This is a genomic window from Hydrogenophilus hirschii, from assembly GCF_054656675.1.
The window spans coordinates 839,770-859,848 of record NZ_BAAHXQ010000001.1; the positions used below are offsets into that span (position 1 = coordinate 839,770).

Genomic DNA, 20,079 nt, shown 5'->3' on the forward strand with positions numbered 1-20,079 from the left:
GTGTGATGAGCTGGATCGAACGGATTCGCGAAGACATCGAAGCGATTTTGCAACGGGACCCTGCTGCCCGAACGCGTTGGGAGGTGCTTACCTGTTATCCCGGTTTGCATGCGGTGTGGATCCATCGGCTGGCGCATGCACTGTGGCAACGCAACTGGCGCTGGCTGGCGCGTTTTCTCAGCCACCTTTCGCGTTGGCTCACGGGGATCGAAATCCACCCAGGCGCGAAGATCGGCCGACGCGTCTTCATCGATCACGGGATGGGGGTAGTGATCGGCGAAACCGCGGAAGTGGGCGACGATTGTACGATCTACCAGGGCGCTACACTCGGGGGGACGAGTCTCTACCGCGGAACGAAACGCCATCCGACGCTCGAGCGCGGTGTGGTGGTCGGTGCTGGCGCAAAGGTCTTGGGCGGGTTCACCGTCGGGGAAGGTGCAAAAATCGGCTCGAACGCCGTGGTGGTCAAACCGGTACCGGCAGGAGCGACCGCGGTGGGCAACCCGGCGCGGATCATTATGCCCAACGGTCGGGACGAGCGCTCTTGCGAACAAGAGGAGGCGCGGCGCCGAAAAGCCGAGGAGATCGGCTTTACCGCATACGGTGTGACGCGCGACCTCGACGATCCCTTGGTAAAAGCTTTGCACGCGATGCTCGATCATATGATCGAGTCAGACCGCCGGTTCGAACGGTTGCTGAACCACCTGGCTGAAGCCGGCATCCGCTTGGATGAAAAAGCGTTCGTTGCCGATCGCGACTTCGATCCGCAACAAGTCAGTCGATGGATGGGGTAAGGAACAATTCTTGACTTTTTTAGTCAATTATTGTACGGTATCCCCATTGAGCAAACAGGGATTGACCCATCATGAAACTAACGACCAAAGGGCGTTTTGCTGTGAGTGCGATGGTCGATCTGGCGCAACAGCAAGGGGAAGGGCCCGTGCCGCTTGCAACGATCGCGGAACGGCAGGAAATTTCGCTCTCTTATCTGGAGCAACTCTTTGCGCGGTTGCGCCGCGCCGGGCTGGTGACGAGTGCGCGGGGGCCAGGCGGCGGCTATCGATTGGCGCGTTCGATGGACGAAATTTCGATCGCGGAAATCGTCGATGCGGTCGACGAGGGGATCGATACCACCCGTTGCGGTGGGAAAGCAAACTGTCTGAACGATCACATCTGTTCCACCCACCACCTGTGGGAAAACCTCAACGTCAAGATCGCGGAATATCTTTCTTCGGTGTCGTTGGGCCAGGTGGTGCGTGGCGAGATCAAACCGATCCGACGTGTAGGGAAATGAGCGTTACCTATCTCGACTGGAACGCATCGGCGCCGTTACACCCTGCTGCCGAGGCGGTTATTGCCGAATGGTTCGCAGAAAAGCGGTATGGTAACGCTTCGAGTCGGCACCGCTTTGGGGAAGCGATTCGCGCAGCGATCGAAGCAGCGCGCCACCGCGTCGCCGAAACGCTTGGTGTGATGCCCAATCAGGTGGTGTTCACAAGTGGCGGTTCGGAAGCCAACAACGCGTTTCTCAAAGGGGTGGCTTGGGCGCGACCGGAACCCGGGCTGATTGCGGTGAGCGCGGTCGAACACCCGTGCGTGCGTGAACCGGCGAAGCAATTGCAGCGGTTGGGTTGGTGCGTAGCGACGATTCCCGTCGACGCCGAAGGCCGAATCGACGAAAAGGGTTGGCAATCGATTTTGGCGCAACGGCCTGCGTTGGTTTCGGTGATGTTGGCGAACAACGAAAGCGGCGTGATCCAACCGGTTGCAGAACTGGCACAAGAAGCGCGTGCCGCAGGGGCGATCGTCCATTGCGATGCCGTGCAGGCATGGGGCAAACTGCCGGTGGACTTCGCGGCGCTTGGGGTCGATGCCCTCACGCTCTCCGGCCACAAGATCGGTGCGCCGATTGGCGTCGGGGTGCTCGTTTTCGACCGCCGCATCGAATGGGCTCCGCTTATTGCCGGTGGGGGACAGGAATCGGGTTGGCGCTCGGGCACGGAAAATGGACTGGCGATCGCCGCGTTGGGCGCGGTGGCTCCTGTGGTTGTTTCCGCGCAGCGCGTGTGGGCGGCACATGCACGGGCGTTGCAACAGCAACTCGAAACCGGCTTACTGGCGCGCGGTGCCACCATCTTTTCCGCAGGGGCCGAGCGGTTACCGAATACCACCTTCTTTGCGTTCCCAGGAGAGGTGGGCGAAAGTTGGGTGATCGAGCTTGACCGTGAAGGGTTTGCGGTCGCAAGCGGCTCCGCTTGCTCCAGTGCGCATCCAGGTGCTTCGCATACGCTACGCGCGATGGGTGTTGCAGAGGCAATTGCGCGCGCGGCGGTGCGGGTGAGCACCGGTCCTACCACGCAAGCAGAGGACATTGCACGTTTGCTTGCGGCGATTGACCGCATTCAAGAGCGCCATCGCCAGGCTGTTGCCGCGGTGGCGTGGTAATACCAGAAGGAGTGTGCGATGACGAGCACAAATGACGTAGCGGCGTTGGTCGCTCGTGAGTACAAATACGGGTTCGAAACGGCGATCGAAGAAGAGGTTTTCCCGCCCGGGCTCGACGAAGCGGTGATTCGGCGGCTTTCGGCGCGCAAAGGTGAACCCGAGTTTCTGCTCGAATGGCGGCTCAACGCGTTTCGCCTCTGGCAAGAGATGGAAGAGCCGCACCATTGGGCCCAGGTCGAATACCCACCGATTGATTACCAAGCGATCTCATACTTCGCGGCCCCCAAACTGGGAAAAGATCGGCCCAAGAGCCTCGACGAAGTCGACCCGAAATTGCTGGAAACGTACGAAAAATTGGGCGTGCCTCTGCACGAACGGGCGCGTCTGGCTGGCGTCGCCGTAGACGCGGTGTTCGACAGCGTTTCGGTCGCAACGACCTACCGCGAAAAGCTTGCAGAACTCGGCATCATCTTTTGCTCGTTTTCGGAAGCGGTTCGGGAACATCCGGAACTGGTGCAGAAGTACTTGGGTTCGGTCGTCCCGCCCGGTGACAACTTCTTTGCGGCACTCAATTCCGCGGTCTTTTCCGACGGTTCGTTCGTCTATATCCCGAAAGGGGTGCGGTGCCCGATGGAGCTTTCCACCTATTTTCGGATCAACGCGAGCGACACGGGGCAATTCGAGCGCACATTGATCATCGCCGACGAGGGGAGCTATGTCAGCTACCTCGAAGGGTGTACGGCGCCGATGCGCGACGAAAATCAATTGCACGCTGCGGTGGTCGAATTGATCGCGCTCGAAGGGGCAGAGATCAAATATTCGACGGTACAGAACTGGTACCCTGGCGACGAAGAGGGGCGCGGGGGCATCTACAACTTCGTCACCAAACGGGGCGAATGCCGCGGCGCACGCAGCAAAATTTCGTGGATCCAGGTCGAAGCCGGTTCGGCGATCACGTGGAAATACCCAAGCTGCATCTTGCGCGGCGACGATTCGGTCGGCGAGTTCTATTCGGTGGCGGTGGGTAACCACCGGCAGCAGATCGACAGCGGTACGAAGATGATCCACATCGGCAAACGCACCCGCAGTACCATCATCTCCAAAGGGATCAGCGCGGGCAAGGCTCAAAACTCCTACCGTGGACTCGTCAAGGTGTTGCCCACTGCCGAAGGGGCGCGCAACTACACGCAATGCGATTCGCTGTTGATCGGCGGCGAATGCGGTGCCCATACCTACCCGTACATCGAGGTGGCGAACCCTTCCGCACAGGTCGAGCATGAAGCCACGACGTCGAAAATCGCCGAAGATCAGATCTTCTACCTGCAGCAGCGGGGGCTTTCAGAAGAAGACGCGGTCAACCTCGTGGTGAATGGGTTTTGTAAAGAGGTGTTCAACAATCTGCCGATGGAATTTGCGGTCGAGGCCGAAGCGCTGATGCAGGTCAGCCTGGAAGGCGCGGTCGGCTGAACGGAACGGATGGGAGTGATACCGATGTTGGAAGTCAAAGGGTTGACCGCTGCGGTCGATGGGAAAACGATTTTGAACGGTTTGGACCTGACAGTCCGTGCCGGCGAAGTCCATGCGATTATGGGACCGAACGGTTCGGGGAAGAGTACGCTCTGTCAGGTGCTCGCCGGGCGTGACGGGTACGAAGTCACCGCGGGGTCGGTGCGCTATTTGGGGCAAGACCTGCTCGAAATGGCGCCCGAGATTCGCGCGCGCGAAGGGTTACTGCTCAGTTTCCAGTACCCTGTCGAAATTCCGGGCGTGAAGAACGTCTACCTCCTCAAAGCGGCGTACAACGCGATGCGCAAACACCGCGGCGAACCGGAAGCCGACGCGTTCGAATTCATGGCGTTGGTGCGGGAAAAAATGCGCCTGATGAAGATGGACGAATCGTTCCTGCACCGCTCGGTTAACTCCGGGTTTTCGGGTGGAGAAAAGAAACGCAACGAAATTTTGCAGATGCTCGTGCTCGAGCCGAAATTGGCGCTCTTGGACGAGATCGACTCCGGGCTCGATATCGATGCGTTGAAGATCGTCGCCGACGGGATCAACCGATTGCGCGACCCGAACCGCGCAATCGTGATGGTAACCCATTACCAGCGGTTGCTCGACTATGTCGAACCCGACGTGATCCATGTCCTCTACCAAGGGCGGATCATCCGTTCGGGCGACAAAACCCTGGCGCATGAGCTGGAGGCGAAAGGGTATCAATGGTTGATCGACGAGGTAGCAGCATGAATGCGTCGACGGTGATCGCCCAACCGCTCGTGGCCCAACTCGAAACCTACCGACCGACGCTCCCCGAAAGCGTGGCCGAACGGCAACGCGCCGCGTGCGCGCGTTTTTTGTCGCGTGGTTTTCCGGTGCGCCGCGACGAGGAGTGGAAGTACACATCGGTTCAGGGAATCGCCAATCGCGCGTTCACGCTGCCCGATGTGGGGGAAGCGCTGCCGCAGACGACGCCGACGGAGCTCGAATGGCCGCACGGTGAAACGCGCCAATGGCGTTTCGTCGATGGTCGCTTGGTTGCCGCGCCCGACGAGCCACCCGAAGGGGTAACCGCGCTGCCATTGGCGGTGGCGTTGACCGACCCGTTTTGGCAGGAACGGTTTGCTGCATTCGCCACCAGCGAACATTCGTCGTTCGTCGATCTCAATACCGCGTTGGCAAGCGGCGGACTTTGCCTGCGGATTACCGCGCCCGTGGCGACGCCGCTCGAAATCGTTTGGCAAGTGAGCGCTGGCGTTGCCGGTGAAGGAGCGTCGATTCCCTTGGCGGTACACCCTCGGCTGCTCGTCGTCGTTGAAGCGGGCGCGTCGGCAACCCTCATCGAGCACGCGATCGGCGACGCCGCCAGTAGCCATTTTGTCAACGCCGTATCGGAGATTACCCTGGCGCGCAACGCACAACTGACCCATTACGTCGTTCAGGAACTCCCTGCCGCGGTGCAGCAGATAGCGACCCATGCCGTTGCGGTGGATGCGAACGCCTGTTACCGCTCGTTCAATATCCAACTGGGGGGGCGCCTTGCCCGTCACGATTTCAACGTCCATCTTCACGCACCGGAAGCAGTAGCGGAGTTGGAAGGGCTCTATTTGGTGGGTGCGCGTCAGCACATCGACACCCATACGCGCCTCTTTCACGAAGCGGCGGCCACGACCAGTCGCGAACGGTATCGCCTGATCGGTTTGGAGCGGGGTCGTGGGGTCTTCAAAGGAAAAGTGCGTGTCGCACCTGGCGCCGCGAAAAGCGACGCGCAGCAATCGGTGAAGAGTCTGCTGTTGCATCCTGGTGCTGAGATCGACGCGAAACCAGAGCTCGAAATCTATACCGACGACGTGACGTGTAGCCACGGCGCGACAGTGGGCCAGCTCGATCGCGACGCCCGCTTCTATCTCCTGAGCCGCGGGCTATCGCCTCAGGAAGCAGACGCGCTCTTGATCTTTGCCTTTGCCGAAGCGGTGGTCGAAGCGGTGACGCTTCCTGCGCTCAAAACCTATCTCACGGAGCGGCTGGTCGGCAGACTCCCGGACCGCGATATTCTGGAGGAGCAGCTATGAATGCACCGCAGTGCGTAACCACGTGGGATGTCGAAGCCGTTCGCGCCGATTTCCCGATCTTGGCGCAAACCGTGCATGGCAAACCGCTTGCCTATCTCGACAATGCCGCAACCACCCAAAAACCGAACGCGGTGATCGACGCGATCGCCCATTTCTACCGCCACGACAACGCCAACATCCACCGCGGTGTCCATGCGCTCGCGGAGCGGGCAACGATCGCGTACGAAGCGGCGCGGGAAGCAGCACGGCGGTTTCTCAACGCGCGCTCTGCGAACGAAATCGTCTTCGTGCGCGGCACCACCGAAGCGATCAACCTCGTCGCGGCCAGTTTTGGCGCGCGTTTTCAGCCTGGCGACGAAGTGATCGTTACCGCGATGGAGCACCACGCCAATATCGTGCCGTGGCAACTCGTGCAAGCCCGCACTGGGATCGTCCTCAAGGTGATCCCGATGGACGAAAGCGGTGCGTTGCAAACGGAACAGCTCGCTGCGTTGATCACGCCGCGCACCCGCTTGGTTGCGGTGACCCATGTCTCGAACGCGCTCGGCACGATCAATCCGGTGGCCGAGCTCATTGCGATCGCGCACCAGCACGGTGTCCCGGTACTGGTCGACGGCGCCCAGGCCGTACCCCATATGCCGGTGGACGTGCAGGCGCTCGACGCCGATTTCTACTGCTTTTCCGGGCACAAACTCTTCGGTCCGACCGGTATCGGCGTGCTCTACTGCAAAGCCGAGCTGCTGGAATCGATGCCGCCCTATCAAGGGGGCGGCGACATGATCCGTACGGTTTCGTTCGAAAAAAGCACCTTTGCACCGCCGCCGCAGCGCTTCGAAGCCGGAACGCCCCACATCGCGGGTGCGATTGGACTCAAAGCAGCGATCGAATACCTCGAAAGGTTGGACCGCCTCGCGGCGCTGCGCTACGAACAGGAGTTGCTCGCCTACGCAACGGAGCGACTGCAAACGGTACCCGGACTCAAGATCGTCGGAACTGCACCCGAAAAGGCTGCGGTGGTCTCGTTCACCATCGACGGCATCCACCCCCACGATTTGGGAACGATCGTCGACCGCTACGGCGTGGCGATTCGGGTCGGGCACCATTGTGCAATGCCGGTGATGACCTTTTTCGGGGTTCCGGCCACCGCGCGGGCCTCGTTCGCGTTCTACAACACCTTTGCGGAAATCGACCAGTTGACCGACGCATTGCACCGAGCGCGTGATTTGCTGGTGTGAAAAGGAGTGGGCATGGAACAAGAGCTGCGCGACCTCTACCAGGAATTGATCCTGGATCACGTACGGCATCCGCGCAATTTTCACGAAATGGCCGATGCAACGCGCACCGTCGAAGGGCACAACCCGCTCTGCGGGGATCACCTGCGTCTTTTCGTCAAACTGGAAGCAGGGCGTATCGCGGACGTGAGCTTCGTCGGTGAAGGCTGTGCGATTTCGACCGCGTCGGCGTCGCTGCTGACCGAAGCGCTCAAAGGCAAAACGGTCGAAGAGGCCGAAACGCTGCTTTCCAAGATGGTGGAACTGCTCACGGCGTCCGAGGCGCCGACAGACCCGATGGCGTTGGGGAAACTTGGCGTGTTGGCAGGCGTGCGTGACTATCCCAGTCGCGTCAAGTGTGCGATGCTGCCGTGGCGTACGCTGGAAGCGGCGCTTTCTGATGACGCCCCTGCTGCAATTTCCACGGAGTGAGCGCGATGTTCGGCAATCAAAGCGAAACCGTGGTGCTGACCCGCGACTGTCCCGTGATTGCGGTTCCGTCGGGAGAGCCAGCGATGTTGCCCGCGGGAACCGAGGTCGAAATCGTGCAAGCATTGGGTGGCTCCTATACCATTCAGCTCGGTTGGCGCCTCTTTCGGGTCGATGGAACCGACGCCGATGCGTTGGGTAAAACGCCGCGCCCCAAACCGCAACTGCCCGAAGGGGCGGACGACAGGGCGGTCGAGGCACTCGTTTGGGAGCAGCTCAAGACCTGCTACGACCCGGAAATTCCGGTCAATATCGTCGACCTGGGGTTGATTTACGACTGCCAGGTGATCCCGCAGAGCAACGGCAGCCGCCATGTCCAGATCAAAATGACGCTTACCGCTCCGGCTTGCGGCATGGGGCCTGTTCTTGCCGAAGAGGTGCGGCGACGCGTGCTCGACGTTCCGACCGTCGAATCGTGTGACGTCGAACTGGTTTTCGACCCGCCGTGGGATCGCAGTCGGATGAGCGAAGCGGCACGACTCGCTACGGGAACTTACTGAACGAAACGGGGAGGTGCAATGAGCGATTGGGTAACAGTGGCAGCGGAAGACGATTTTGCGGTGGGTTCGTACCGTGTCGTGCCACTCGACGATGTCGAGGTGGTCGTGGTGCGGACCGAAACGGGGTTTTATGCCGTCGAAAATCGGTGCACCCACGCGGACGTTCCTCTGGCAGATGGCGCGCTGCGGGACGAGACGATCACCTGTCCCAAACATGGCGCGCAGTTCTGTTTGAAAACGGGTGCGGCGCTCACGCCCCCCGCGGTTGAAGCAGTCACCACTTTTCCCGTTCGCGTCGCCAACGGGTTGGTTCAAGTGCGTGACGCACGATGGGATTGAGGGAGCACGTGAATGAACGGATCCACAGCAGAAAAAACGGTCACTGCGCCGATCGCGGAAGCGCTGGCGCGGGGTGAACGCTATCCTGACCACGAACGAATCACCGTCACCCCGGCAGCTGCCACCCATATCCGGAAAATGGTCGACAAAGCGCAAGCGCTGGGGCTTCGCATCGGAACGAAAAAGAGTGGTTGTTCCGGCTGGATGTACCACGTGGCATTGGCGGAATCGATCGGTGCGGACGATTTGGCCTTTTCGGTGCCCAACGAGAGGTGGTGGGTGGTCGTCGATGCCGCGAGCTTTCCCTACCTCAAAGGGCTTACGATCGATTACCAAGGGGAGGGGTTGTCGCGTCGCTTGACCTACCACAACCCCAACGTCAGCGAATCGTGTGGGTGTGGGGAGAGCTTTGCGCTTCCCGCTACCGGAGCGTGATCACCACGGTGCGGTGAGCGCGAAGACCGCTTCGGGGTGCCCCGCGGTAGCCAGCCACGTGAGCGGTAGCGACGGTTTGCCGGGGACAGCGAGCGCTGCCTCTGCCTCACGACGGTTGTGCCCCACTTCCACGAGGAGTCTCCCGCCCAGTGTGAGGTAGCGCGGCGCGTCGGCAACGATGCGCCGCACCAGCGTCATCCCATCATCCCCTGCGGCCAGCGCCAGTTGCGGCTCGTAGCGGAATTCGTCGGGAAGATTGGCCATCGCCTCAGTAGTCACATACGGCGGGTTGGCCAGAATCAGGTCGAACGGTTCGATCGGATCGTTCAGCGCCGCAAAAAGATCACCTTGCGCAAGCGTGATGCGCTCCGCGAGTCCATAACTTTCCACGTTGATTTGCGCGACAGCCAACGCGTCCGGTGACAGGTCGGTTGCAACGATTTGCGCGTTGGGAAACGCTTCGGCAGCCAGAATCGCCAAACAGCCGCTTCCCGTGCACAGTTCGAGCACGCGCGTGACTGCCGTAGGGGGTTTCTCGAGCCAGCGCGCCAGTGCTTCCGGTGCAAGGAGTTCGGCCAGGAACGAACGCGGAATGATCACCCGCTCGTCGACATAGAACGGTTTTCCCTGTAGCCACGCCTCGTTGAGGAGGTAGGCGGTGGGCACGCGTGCTTCGGTACGCGCGGCTAGGAGTTCCGCCAGGTGGCTCCGTTCGTCGGGCAGCAATCGGGCGTCGAGCAGCATATCGAGTGTGTCGAGCGGGAGGTGGAGCGCTCGTGCAACCAGCCACCGCGCTTCGCAAATCGCATCGAGACACCCTTGACCATAGGCGCATTCGGCGGATTCCATCGCGGTGACGGCAAAACGGATCCAATCACGCACCGTTGTCAGGTTTTCTATGGCTGTTTCCCATTCGGTGCCCAGCGTGAGCGAAAAAGTTTCGTCGCTGTTCATACGCCCTCCTCTCTGGCGAGCAGTTTGTGGAGCGTGCTTTCATAGATGCGCGCCAAGGGTTCGAGATCGGCGACGGCAATGCGCTCGTCGACCTGATGGATCGTTGCGTTCACGGGTCCAAATTCGACCACTTGGGGACAGATTTGGGCAATGAAGCGGCCATCCGAAGTTCCGCCGCTTGTCGAGCAGGTGGGCGTCACGCCCGTTACGGCAGTGATCGCATGGTGTAATGCCGTGACCAGCTCCGCCCGTGGGGTCAAAAACGGGCGCCCCGAAAGGGACCAGTCCAACGTGTAGCGGAGGTGGTGCCGGTTCAAAATCGCTTCGGTGCGCGCAATCAACTGCTCCGGGGTCTGTTCGGTACTGAAACGGAAATTGAAATCGACCGTGCAGGTGCCAGGAATGACATTGGTCGCCCCCGTTCCGGCATGGATATGGGCCACTTGAAACGTGGTGGGCGGAAAATCGTCGTTGCCGTGATCCCAGACCGTGCTGCACAGTTCCGCAAGCGCTGGCGCCAAACGGTGAACCGGATTGTCGGCGAGGTGGGGATAGGCGACGTGCCCCTGTTTCCCCAGCACGGTGAGGTGGCCGGTGAGGGAACCGCGCCGACCGTTTTTGAGGGTATCGCCCAAGCGTTGGCTGCACGTTGGTTCGCCGACGATCGTGTAGTCGAGCGTTTCCCCCCGTTGCGCAAGGAGATCGACGACGTGGCGTGTACCATACTGGGCAGGTCCTTCTTCGTCGGAAGTGAGGAGAAACGCGATCGAGCCCCGGTGGTTGGGGTGCGACGCAACGAAGCGGCTTGCGGCGACGACCATCGCTGCGAGCGAACTTTTCATGTCAGCCGCACCGCGGCCGTAGAGATAGACTACGCCGTCATCCCCTTCGGCGACCGTCGGCGTGAAAGGGGGAAAGCGCCAGCGTGCCGAATCGCCTGGCGGAACGACGTCGGTGTGGCCAGCAAAGACGACGCAGGGTTGCGCTGTGCCGCGCCGCGCCCAGAGATTAGCGACCCCTGCGCAATCGAACCGTTCGCAGGAAAAACCGAGCGAAGTGAGCCGATTTGCGATGAGGTCAAGGCAACCCGCGTCGTCGGGCGTGACCGACGGGCGGGCAATCAGTGCTTTCGCGAGTTCCAACACCGGGCTCATCATGACCGAATCGCCGTTTTGCGCGTCCAACATGGTTCATTCGATCCGAAAGTGAGAGAAATCCACGGAAGTTTCGTCCGAAGCAGCAGGAGTGCGCAGAGGATTGGGCGCTGATCGCTGCGAACCCGGTACCGGTTCCTGCTCCGACACTTCGTCTTTGACCCGGTTGCTGGGGCCGTTGTCGAGCCGCCAAGCCAGATTGCTGGGGGAATCGGCGTATTGCATCGCGACTTCGCGAGTGATCGCGCCGCTTTCCACCAGCTGCGCAAGCGCCTCTTCGAAACTTTTCATCTCGGCGGTGAGCGAGCGTTCGAGCGCTTCCCGAACGGCAAAGAGGTTTCCCTTTTCGATCGCTTCAGCGATGAGCGCAGTGTTGAGCAGGATCTCAACGGCCGGATAGCGGCGACCCCTTAGTCCAGGAACCAACCGTTGCGCAACGATCGCGCGTAACGCAACCGCCAGGTCTCCGTAGAGGAGCGCGCGGCTCTCCAACGGAAAAAAGTTCACGATGCGGTTGAGCGCGTGATAGCTGGTGTTGGCATGCAGCGACGCGAGCACCAGATGTCCCGTGAGCGCGTATTGCAGCGCCGCTTCCATCGTTTCGCGCGTGCGGATCTCGCCGATCAAAATACAATCCGGTGCCTGCCGCATCGCGTTCTTGAGGGAATCGGCCCAAGAGTGGGTATCGGTACCGACGTCGCGCTGATTAACGATCGATTTCTTATGTTGAAAGAGGAACTCGATCGGGTCTTCGACCGTAAGAATATGGCCGCTGCGCTGGGCCGCGCGGGTGTCGACCATCGACGCCAACGTGGTCGATTTGCCGCTGCCCGTGGCCCCGACCACCAACACCAAACCGCGCTGCGCCATCGCCAGGTCGCGCAAAATCGGCGGCAGATGAAGCGACTCGAGCGACGGGATCGTCAATGGAATGTAGCGAAACACCGCAGCCGGGGTGCCGCGCTGCCAAAAGAGGTTGCAGCGGAAATTGCCAATACCGGGCAGTGGCAGCGAAAAGTTGAGCTCCCGTTCGCGGACGAACTGCGCCCAACGCGCTTCCTCAGCGACGAACGCCTGCAGCCACTCGGTGAGTTGGGGTGCGGTCAGTGGCTGGGCGTTCAAGGGTTGGGCGTTGCCTTCGATCCGAATCGTCACCGGCGCACCCGCACTCAAATAGACGTCGGACGCTCGTTTCGCCGCCATCAGGCGGAAGATCTTCTCGAAGGTAGGGGTGAGTTGTGCCATCGGAACTGCTCAGTCCGGTATGGGTTCAAGTGCCGCGCAAGAGTTCGTTGATCGCGGTTTTGGCGCGAGTTTGCGCATCCACCCGCTTGACGATCACCGCGCAGTAGAGGCTATAGCGTCCATCGGCGCTCGGCAACGACCCGGGGACGACGACCGAACCCGAAGGAACGCGTCCGTAATGGATTTCCCCCGTCTCGCGATCGAAAATTCGGGTGCTTTGTCCAATATAGACCCCCATCGAGATCACGCTGTTTTCTTCGACCACCACCCCCTCGACGATCTCCGAGCGTGCGCCGATGAACACGTTGTCTTCGATGATCACCGGGCCAGCTTGAACCGGCTCCAACACGCCGCCAATCCCGACACCACCCGAAAGGTGCACGTTTTTACCGATTTGCGCGCACGAGCCGACGGTTGCCCAGGTGTCGACCATCGTGCCTTCGTCGACGTACGCACCGATATTGACGTAGCTGGGCATCAAGACCACGTTTTTGGCGATGTAACTCCCACGGCGTACCATCGCCTGGGGAACGACGCGACACCCAGCGGCGCGAAACGCCGCTTCGTCGTACGACGCGAATTTGGGGGCGACTTTGTCGAAATAGCGCGAAACTCCGTCATCCATCACCCAGTTTTCGTAGAGGCGGAAGGAGAGGAGCACCGCTTTCTTGACCCACTGATTGACCACCCAATCACCGACGCCCCGCCGCTCCGCAACCCGAAGCTCGCCACGGTCCAACCCGGCAATCACCGCATCCACCGCGTCGCGTACGTCTTGCGGAGCATTGGTCGGGGAAAAGCGGGTACGCTCTTCGAATGCCGCGTCGATGAGTGCTTGCGTCTCCTGCCAGTTCATTCCGCTTCCTTTCTTCCACCAGTGAATTCAAACGGCAAATGGTATCATGCGCGCCCAATGGTTGCATGAGGTGACGATGCGACTTTCCCGAATCCGACTCGCTGGCTTCAAAACCTTCGTCGAACCCACCGTGATTGCGGTCGATGCGCCGTTTGTCGCGATCGTTGGCCCCAATGGCTGCGGCAAGTCGAACGTGATCGACGCCGTGCGCTGGGTGCTTGGTGAAACGCGCGCCTCCAGTATGCGCGCGCAGACGATGAGCGACGTGATCTTCAACGGCAGCGCCGAACGCAAACCCGCAGCTCGCGCCAGCGTCGAGCTGATCTTCGACAACCTCAACGAAGCGCGAGTGGGGGCATGGGCGCGGTTTGAAACACTCTCGGTCAAAAGGATTCTGACCCGAGACGGGGAATCGAGTTACTGGCTCAACGGTCAACGGGTGCGGAGGCGAGATGTGCTCGACCTCTTTTTGGGCACCGGTCTGGGACCGCGCGCGTACGCGATCATCGAGCAGGGGATGGTGAACCGACTGATCGAAGCCAAACCGGAAGAGTTGCGCCATCTGCTCGAAGAGGCCGCAGGAGTGACCCGATATCGGGAACGCCGCAAAGAGACGGAAGCGAAGCTCCAGGAAGCCGAAGCGCACCTCGCACGTCTCCGGGATCAGTTGGCGACGTTGCGCAGCAACAAAGCCCGACTCCAAGCCGAAGCGGAAACTGCCAAAACCTGGCGCAAATGGACCGCGCAAAAAACGCGAACGGAGCGTCTTTTGTGGGCGTTGCGTCGGGTGCGTGCAGAGCGCGCCTTGGCCGAAGCTGAGTGTGCCGAAAGGGAAGCTGAGAAGCAACTGGCCGAATGGCGCGAACAGCAAACCGCGCTGTCACAGGAAAGAGCCGCGGCGCAAACCGCTTTTCAGGACGCTTCGCACGCGTTGGAAGCAGCGCAGCAGCATTACTATCAGATTCAGGCGCAGGTGGTGGAACTGCGCCACCAAGCGCAGAACGCTGCGATGCGACAAACGGCGTTGGCGCAGGAACGCGAAACGATCCTTGCTGAGCGCGCCCGCTGGGCAGCAGAACACAAGCGGCTTGCTGAAGCGTTGAACGCAGCGCAGGAAGAGGTCGCGGTCTGTGAAGCGCGCTGGGAGGAGCTGCTCGAAGCCTGGGATGCCGCTCAGGAGGCGTTGCAAGCTGCCGAACGCGTTGCGCAACAAAAACACGCCGTCGAGAAACGTTTGCAGCACGAAAGGGATCAGCTCGACAGGCGCCTTGCGCAGGTGCGACTCCATCGGCAAACTGCTGAGCGGCAGCAGCAAAAGATTTTTACGCAGCGCGCGCACTTGCGCCAAGAGCTGGAATCCCACGACGACGCGCCTGCGGATTTGGCGCCGCTCCTTGCGGAACAGACGGCGGTTCAGGAACAACGCGCTAGACTGGAACGTGCGTTGGCGCAAAGCGACGTCGAATGTACAGCGCTCGACACCGAAACGCGCCAAGCGGATGAGGCCCTTCGGTCCTGGCGCGAACAACGGGCGGAAGTGGCGGGTCGCGTGCGTAGCTTGGAAAAAGCATTGTCGCGGCATCGAAACGCTGCGGCCAAAGCGCACGCTGCGGAAAAGCCAGAACTCTGGCAGCAGATCGATGTGGCCCCTGAGTATGCTAATGCAGTTGCGGCCGCGCTCACACCGTGGATGCAGAGCATAGCCGCTACGCCGGATGGCGTATTGCCGAAGGGTGTAGGCTCGTGCGCCGTGCGGCGCGACGCGGTTCCCGAACGCACACCGAACGATCCGCTAAAGCCACTGCAAGGCGTCGTTGCCCTCCATTCGGTGATCACGACGTCCGATCCCGCGCTCGCATCGTGGCTGCGCGCAAAACTCGACAACGTCTGGCTGACCGAAACCCTTACTGCGGCAATCGACGCGTGGGTGGTCGCCCGTCACGCCATCGTCGTGACCCGTGACGGTGGGCAACTCACCCCTTGGGGCTGGATTCCTCGGAACGAATCCGATTCGGCGGCACAGGAAGCGACCCTGCTCGAACAGCGTGCCGAGCTCGCCGAATGGCAACAACGGTTGGTCGCCATCGAAAAAGAGATCGAGTCTGCCGAGCAGCATGCGGCGCTGTGTGCGGAACGATACCAAATTGCCCGGGAAAAGGGTGAAGCGCTGCGCGCTGAGCAGCGCCAAATCACACAGCACGAGCAGAAACTTGCATTGCAATTGGCGCAACGCAAAGAGCAGTTGGCGTGGGCAAAGCGCTGGCGCGCCGAACGTTTGGCGCGCCTGGCTGAGCTCGATGCCGAATGGGCGCGATTGCATGACGAGATCGCAGAGCGAAACGACGAAGAGGAAGCGCTGCTCGAGCAGCTCGCACTGCTGGACGAAGCGTTGGAGCGAGCGCGCACCGAGGCGCGCGTTGCGCAAAGTGCCTGGCAAGAGGCGCAACAAAACGCGCGCACACTCGAGCACGAGAAGCAGGCGCTCGCAGCGCAACAGCAACAGATGACCCGGCATTGCACGCTCCTAGCAGAAAGCCTTACGCGAACGGAAACGGAACGGCAACGGCTCGAGAGCCGACTTGCGGAGCTCGACCGTGAAGCCGCTGCGCTCGATACCGGACCCGCACCAGAAACCGTGCGCGCCTTGGAGGCGCAACTCGACCAGGCCGAACAAGCCGTCCGGGGAGCGCGTGAAGCCGTGAAAGCCGCGGAAGCGCACTTTCGCGCCGCAGAGCAGCAGGCGCAGGCCCACGAACAGGCACGGAACGCGCTCGAAACGGCGTGGCAACAGGCGCACGATGCACGCGTTACCGCGGAAATGGAAGTGGCGCGGTGGCAAGAGGCCTTGGCGGCGGCGGAGGTCGACTGGGACGCGTTGCGGGTTCAGGTCCCTCATCTCGACGAACAGCAGCTCGCCAACGAATTGGAACGACTCACCCAAGCGATCGACGCGCTCGGGCCAGTGAACCACGCGGCGTTCGCTGCACTCGAAGCGCTCACCCAGGAGATCGACGCATTGCAACGCCAAGTCGATGATATCGCTGCTGCCGAACAGACCTTGCGGGAAGCGATCCGTACCATCGACAAAGAGACGCGGGAAGCGTTGCAACAGACCCACCGCGCGGTCAATCGCGCCTTTTCCGAACGCTTCTCGCAACTTTTTGGTGGCGGGCAAGCGCAATTGGCGCTGACGGGAGACGAAATCCTCGACGCCGGCGCACAGATCATCGCACAGCCACCCGGCAAAAAGAACGGCACGATCCAGCTCCTCTCTGGCGGCGAGAAAGCTTTGACTGCGATTGCGCTGGTTTTCGCCTTTTTCGACCTCAATCCCGCGCCGTTTTGCATTCTCGACGAGGTCGACGCGCCGCTGGACGACGCCAATACCCAGCGCTATGCGGCGCTGATTCGCACGATGGCAGAACGAACCCAGTTCCTCGTGATCACCCACAACAAACTGACGATGGCCGCAGCGGATCGTTTGGTCGGGGTGACGATGCGCGAGCAAGGGGTTTCCCGCACAGTGGACGTCGACGTGGAACGTGCCGTACAATTGGCGCAACCGGCCGTATAACCTTCGGCGTTAGGAACCGATTCGATGGATACCCAACTGTTGCTTGCCTTGGGGGGGGTCGCTGCACTGGCCGGCGTAGGTTTTTGGGCCTACACCGCGTGGCAGACCCACCAACACCGCAAAAAGATCGAACAGAGCTTTGCGCGTCCCGACGAGGCGCGTTCGCTGGAAGTGGAACCGGAAGGGCGGCTCAACCCGTTTGGCCCAGTGAAACGAAGCCGCGTGGTGCGCGAAAACGAACCGGAGCTGCCGGTCGAACCCCGTCCCGAACACCCGCCAGAACACCCGCGCCACCTCCACCGGCGGGTGGACCTGATGGTGGAATTCACCGCGAGCGAACCGATCGATCTCGCGCGGCTGCGTGAAGTCCTGATCGCCGAATTCCGCGACGCCGACAATTTGCCGATGCGCTGGTACTTTTTCGACGACGCCAACAACGACTGGGAACTCGTCACGCTCGAAAGCAATGGCACGCCGCACAAAATCCTAGCGGCACTCCAACTCTGTGATCGTTCCGGCCCGATCGGCGAGCGGGAATACCTGCGCTTTATCGGGGGTGCCGAGCGGGTTGCCGACCAATTGGGTCTGGCGCTCGGTCGCATCGATTCGCGTACGCAGGTATTGCGCTTGGCGCAAGAACTGGATCGTTTCTGCCACGACGTCGATCTGCAAATCGCGATCAACCTCAAACCCCGTGAAGGGATGATGCGTGGCACCAAAGTTCGCGCCGCCGCCGAGGCGTACGGCATGCGGCTCGACGCCGATGGCGTTTATCGCCTCTACGACGACAATGGCGCGGTCCTCTTCGCACTCATGGACGCGACGGGAGAGCCGTTCATCGCTGCCGAAATGCGCGTCCGCCAAGTCCCCGCACTGACGCTCGTTCTCGAAACCGCGCTCATCCCGTCGGCTGCCGTCTTCGACCGGATGATCGCGTTCGCGGAAAAATTGACGAAAACGCTCGAAGCCGAAATCGTCACCGACGACGGGGCTCCGCTTTCCCCCGAAGCGCTCAAATGGCTCCGGGGACAAGTGGAGTCGAGCCACGAACGGATGCGGCAATTCGAAGTGCCACCGGGTGGCACGGTTGCGCAACGCCTCTTTGCCTAAGGAGAAGCGGCATTGTCGTTACAGCGCACCCGAACGATTCCCGGCGCGGTTCGTGAACGCGTTGCAACCCTGCGCGAAACGATCCGGCGCTTGGATTACGCCTATTATGTGCGCAACGAACCCTTGGTCCCGGACGCCGAATACGATCGGCTTTTTCGGGAACTCGAAGCGCTGGAAGCGCAGTATCCGGAATTGATCACCCCCGATTCGCCCACGCAGCGCGTGGGGGGGACGCCGGCACCCGAATTTCGCGAAGTGACCCATGAGATCCCCATGTTGTCACTCACCAATGCGTTCACCCCGGAAGAGGTGTTGGCGTTCGATCGCCGCTGCCGCGAAGGGTTGGGCGTCACCGCGGTGCGGTACGCCTGTGAACCCAAATTCGACGGTGTTGCGATTTCGCTCCTCTACGAAAACCGCGTGCTGACCCGCGCGGCAACCCGCGGCGATGGGTTCAAAGGGGAAGAGGTCACCGCTAACGCCCGGACCATTCGCACGATCCCGTTGCGTTTGCCCGACGAAGCGCCAAAGCTTCTCGAAGTACGCGGCGAAGTGGTGATGACTCATACCGATTTTGCCGCACTCAACGCACGCCAGCTTGCTGCGGGCGAAAAGACCTTCGCGAACCCACGAAACGCCGCATCGGGAAGCTTGCGCCAGCTCGACCCCAAAGTCACTGCGAAACGGCCGCTGCGCTTTTACGCTTACCAATGGGTTCGCGCCGAAGGGGTCGATGCGGCCCCGGAAACCCATTCCGAGGCGCTCGAACGTCTAGAGCGGTTCGGCTTCCCGGTTTCCGAATGGCGCCAGACCGTGGTCGGTGCCGAAGCGCTGCTCGACTACTACCAGAAGATGCTGGCGCGCCGAGACCAACTCCCTTTCGATATCGACGGCGTTGTCTATAAAGTCGATGCGTTTGCTGAGCAAGATCGCCTGGGGTTCGTCGCGCGCGCTCCGCGTTGGGCGATCGCGCACAAATTCCCCACGCAAGAGGCAGTGACGCAACTTCTGGCAATCGATGTCCAAGTGGGGCGCACCGGTGCGCTGACTCCGGTGGCGCGCCTTGCCCCGGTTGCGGTTGGCGGCGTTACCGTTGCGAACGCGACGCTCCACAACGAAACGTTCATCCGGCAGCAAGACATTCGCATCGGCGACTGGGTCGTCGTGCGCCGTGCCGGTGACGTGATTCCCGAAATCGTCCGCTCCCTGCCCGAGCGGCGACGTGGCACGGAGCAGGTGTTCACGCTGCCATCGCACTGTCCCGTTTGTGGCTCGCACGTCGAACGGGATCCCGAAAAAGCGATCGCCTACTGTACCGGCGGACTCTACTGTCCCGCGCAACGCAAACGGGCAATCGAACATTTCGCGAGCCGCCGAGCGATGAACATCGAAGGGTGGGGCGAAAAACTGATTGCCGAACTCGTCGATCGGGAATGGGTGCGCAACCCAGCCGATCTCTACGACCCTGAGCGGATCTCCGTCGATCGGTTGGCCACTTTACCCCGGATGGGACCGAAGTCGGCCGCAAACCTCATCGCCGCGATCGAGCGCAGCCGCCATACCACGTTGCCCCGTTTCCTCTACGCCCTGGGGATTCGTAACGTGGGCGAAGCCACGGCAAAAGATCTGGCGCGCCATTTCGGTTCGCTCGATGCCCTCATCGCAGCGACCGAAGCCGATCTGATGGCGGTGCCGGAAATCGGTCCGATCGTGGCGGCGTCGATTCATCAATTTTTCCGCGAACCTCATAACCTCGAAGTGATCGCCGCGCTCAAGCGCCATGGGGTTACCTGGTTGGAAGGGGAACCCCTTGCGGCGACATCGGTTTCGTCTCAAGACGCAATGCCCGCACCAGCCGACCCGAGCGAAGCGAACCGATCCCACGCGTTGGCAGGTCTGACGTTCGTGCTCACGGGCACCTTGCCCACGCTCACGCGCGAAGCGGCCACTGCGCTCATCGAAGCGCACGGAGGCAGGGTAAGCGGATCGGTATCGAAAAAGACGAGTTACGTCGTCGCGGGCGAAGCTGCTGGGAGCAAATTGGCGAAAGCGGAAGCGCTGGGGATTCCCATCCTCGACGAAGCAGGACTCAGGCGCCTCATCGCGGAAAAAAGTAATTCAACTTCATCTATTTGACTGAA

General features: G+C 61.1%; 18 protein-coding genes. 14 read left to right on the forward strand and 4 right to left on the reverse strand.

The window, feature by feature from the left end:
* Positions 1–5: 5 nt before the first annotated feature.
* The 11 genes from cysE to ACYQ4Z_RS04210 all read left to right on the forward strand — a co-directional run bounded on the left by cysE (position 6) and on the right by ACYQ4Z_RS04210 (position 9,045).
* Entirely contained in the window at positions 6–794 is a 789-nt protein-coding gene (cysE, locus tag ACYQ4Z_RS04160; RefSeq protein ID WP_219973251.1) for a serine O-acetyltransferase, read from the forward strand.
* Between the two features lie 71 nt (positions 795–865).
* A complete protein-coding gene (locus tag ACYQ4Z_RS04165; RefSeq protein ID WP_219973250.1) occupies positions 866–1,294 on the forward strand; it encodes an Rrf2 family transcriptional regulator in 429 nt (142 codons plus the stop codon).
* Positions 1,291–2,445 (forward strand): cysteine desulfurase family protein, encoded by a 1,155-nt coding sequence (locus ACYQ4Z_RS04170; protein ID WP_219973248.1) that lies wholly within the window; start codon positions 1,291–1,293, stop codon positions 2,443–2,445. The genes ACYQ4Z_RS04165 and ACYQ4Z_RS04170 overlap by 4 nt, the downstream gene beginning before the upstream one ends.
* An 18-nt stretch (positions 2,446–2,463) precedes the next feature.
* Complete coding sequence (gene sufB, locus ACYQ4Z_RS04175) at positions 2,464–3,912, forward strand: Fe-S cluster assembly protein SufB (protein WP_459860134.1); 1,449 nt, start codon at positions 2,464–2,466, stop codon at positions 3,910–3,912.
* Positions 3,913–3,936: 24 nt separating this feature from the next.
* Positions 3,937–4,689 (forward strand): Fe-S cluster assembly ATPase SufC, encoded by a 753-nt coding sequence (sufC, locus tag ACYQ4Z_RS04180; protein WP_283249607.1) that lies wholly within the window; start codon positions 3,937–3,939, stop codon positions 4,687–4,689.
* Positions 4,686–6,011 carry a Fe-S cluster assembly protein SufD gene (sufD, locus tag ACYQ4Z_RS04185; RefSeq protein ID WP_459860136.1) on the forward strand — a complete coding sequence of 442 codons (1,326 nt, stop codon included), beginning with the start codon at positions 4,686–4,688 and terminating at the stop codon, positions 6,009–6,011. Before sufC ends, sufD begins: the two co-directional genes overlap by 4 nt.
* A complete protein-coding gene (locus ACYQ4Z_RS04190) occupies positions 6,008–7,246 on the forward strand; it encodes a SufS family cysteine desulfurase (protein WP_219973242.1) in 1,239 nt (412 codons plus the stop codon). The genes sufD and ACYQ4Z_RS04190 overlap by 4 nt, the downstream gene beginning before the upstream one ends.
* 12 nt (positions 7,247–7,258) lie before the next feature.
* On the forward strand, positions 7,259–7,714 hold the full coding sequence (gene sufU / locus ACYQ4Z_RS04195) for a Fe-S cluster assembly sulfur transfer protein SufU (protein ID WP_219973241.1): 456 nt from the start codon (positions 7,259–7,261) through the stop codon (positions 7,712–7,714).
* A 5-nt stretch (positions 7,715–7,719) separates the two neighbouring features.
* Entirely contained in the window at positions 7,720–8,271 is a 552-nt protein-coding gene (sufT, locus tag ACYQ4Z_RS04200; protein ID WP_459860137.1) for a putative Fe-S cluster assembly protein SufT, read from the forward strand.
* An 18-nt stretch (positions 8,272–8,289) separates the two neighbouring features.
* A complete protein-coding gene (locus tag ACYQ4Z_RS04205) occupies positions 8,290–8,610 on the forward strand; it encodes a non-heme iron oxygenase ferredoxin subunit (protein ID WP_119335067.1) in 321 nt (106 codons plus the stop codon).
* 12 nt (positions 8,611–8,622) lie between these two features.
* Complete coding sequence (locus tag ACYQ4Z_RS04210; RefSeq protein WP_219973239.1) at positions 8,623–9,045, forward strand: HesB/IscA family protein; 423 nt, start codon at positions 8,623–8,625, stop codon at positions 9,043–9,045.
* Here the strand turns inward: ACYQ4Z_RS04210 and prmB are convergent, their stop codons facing one another.
* Genes prmB through dapD form a run of 4 tightly spaced genes read right to left on the reverse strand, consistent with a single transcriptional unit; the run spans position 9,046 to position 13,254 of the window.
* A complete protein-coding gene (gene prmB, locus ACYQ4Z_RS04215) occupies positions 9,046–9,999 on the reverse strand; it encodes a 50S ribosomal protein L3 N(5)-glutamine methyltransferase (protein WP_459860140.1) in 954 nt (317 codons plus the stop codon).
* Positions 9,996–11,186 (reverse strand): succinyl-diaminopimelate desuccinylase, encoded by a 1,191-nt coding sequence (dapE, locus tag ACYQ4Z_RS04220; protein WP_459860142.1) that lies wholly within the window; start codon positions 11,184–11,186, stop codon positions 9,996–9,998. Before dapE ends, prmB begins: the two co-directional genes overlap by 4 nt.
* A gap of 3 nt (positions 11,187–11,189) precedes the next feature.
* The gene (locus tag ACYQ4Z_RS04225) at positions 11,190–12,398 is read right to left on the reverse strand and encodes a PilT/PilU family type 4a pilus ATPase (RefSeq protein WP_459860144.1); all 1,209 of its coding nucleotides are present in this window, start codon (positions 12,396–12,398) and stop codon (positions 11,190–11,192) included.
* Between the two features lie 25 nt (positions 12,399–12,423).
* Positions 12,424–13,254, reverse strand: coding sequence for a 2,3,4,5-tetrahydropyridine-2,6-dicarboxylate N-succinyltransferase (dapD, locus tag ACYQ4Z_RS04230; protein WP_219973235.1), 831 nt, complete (start codon positions 13,252–13,254; stop codon positions 12,424–12,426).
* 76 nt (positions 13,255–13,330) lie between these two features.
* On the opposite strand from dapD, the gene smc reads away from it, so the two are divergent.
* The 3 genes from smc to ligA are packed head-to-tail and all read left to right on the forward strand — an operon-like array spanning position 13,331 to position 20,074.
* The gene (gene smc / locus ACYQ4Z_RS04235) at positions 13,331–16,828 is read left to right on the forward strand and encodes a chromosome segregation protein SMC (protein WP_459860145.1); all 3,498 of its coding nucleotides are present in this window, start codon (positions 13,331–13,333) and stop codon (positions 16,826–16,828) included.
* A 24-nt stretch (positions 16,829–16,852) separates the two neighbouring features.
* Positions 16,853–17,938, forward strand: coding sequence for a cell division protein ZipA C-terminal FtsZ-binding domain-containing protein (locus tag ACYQ4Z_RS04240; RefSeq protein WP_219973231.1), 1,086 nt, complete (start codon positions 16,853–16,855; stop codon positions 17,936–17,938).
* A gap of 12 nt (positions 17,939–17,950) precedes the next feature.
* The gene (gene ligA, locus ACYQ4Z_RS04245) at positions 17,951–20,074 is read left to right on the forward strand and encodes an NAD-dependent DNA ligase LigA (protein WP_459860146.1); all 2,124 of its coding nucleotides are present in this window, start codon (positions 17,951–17,953) and stop codon (positions 20,072–20,074) included.
* Positions 20,075–20,079: the final 5 nt, after the last annotated feature.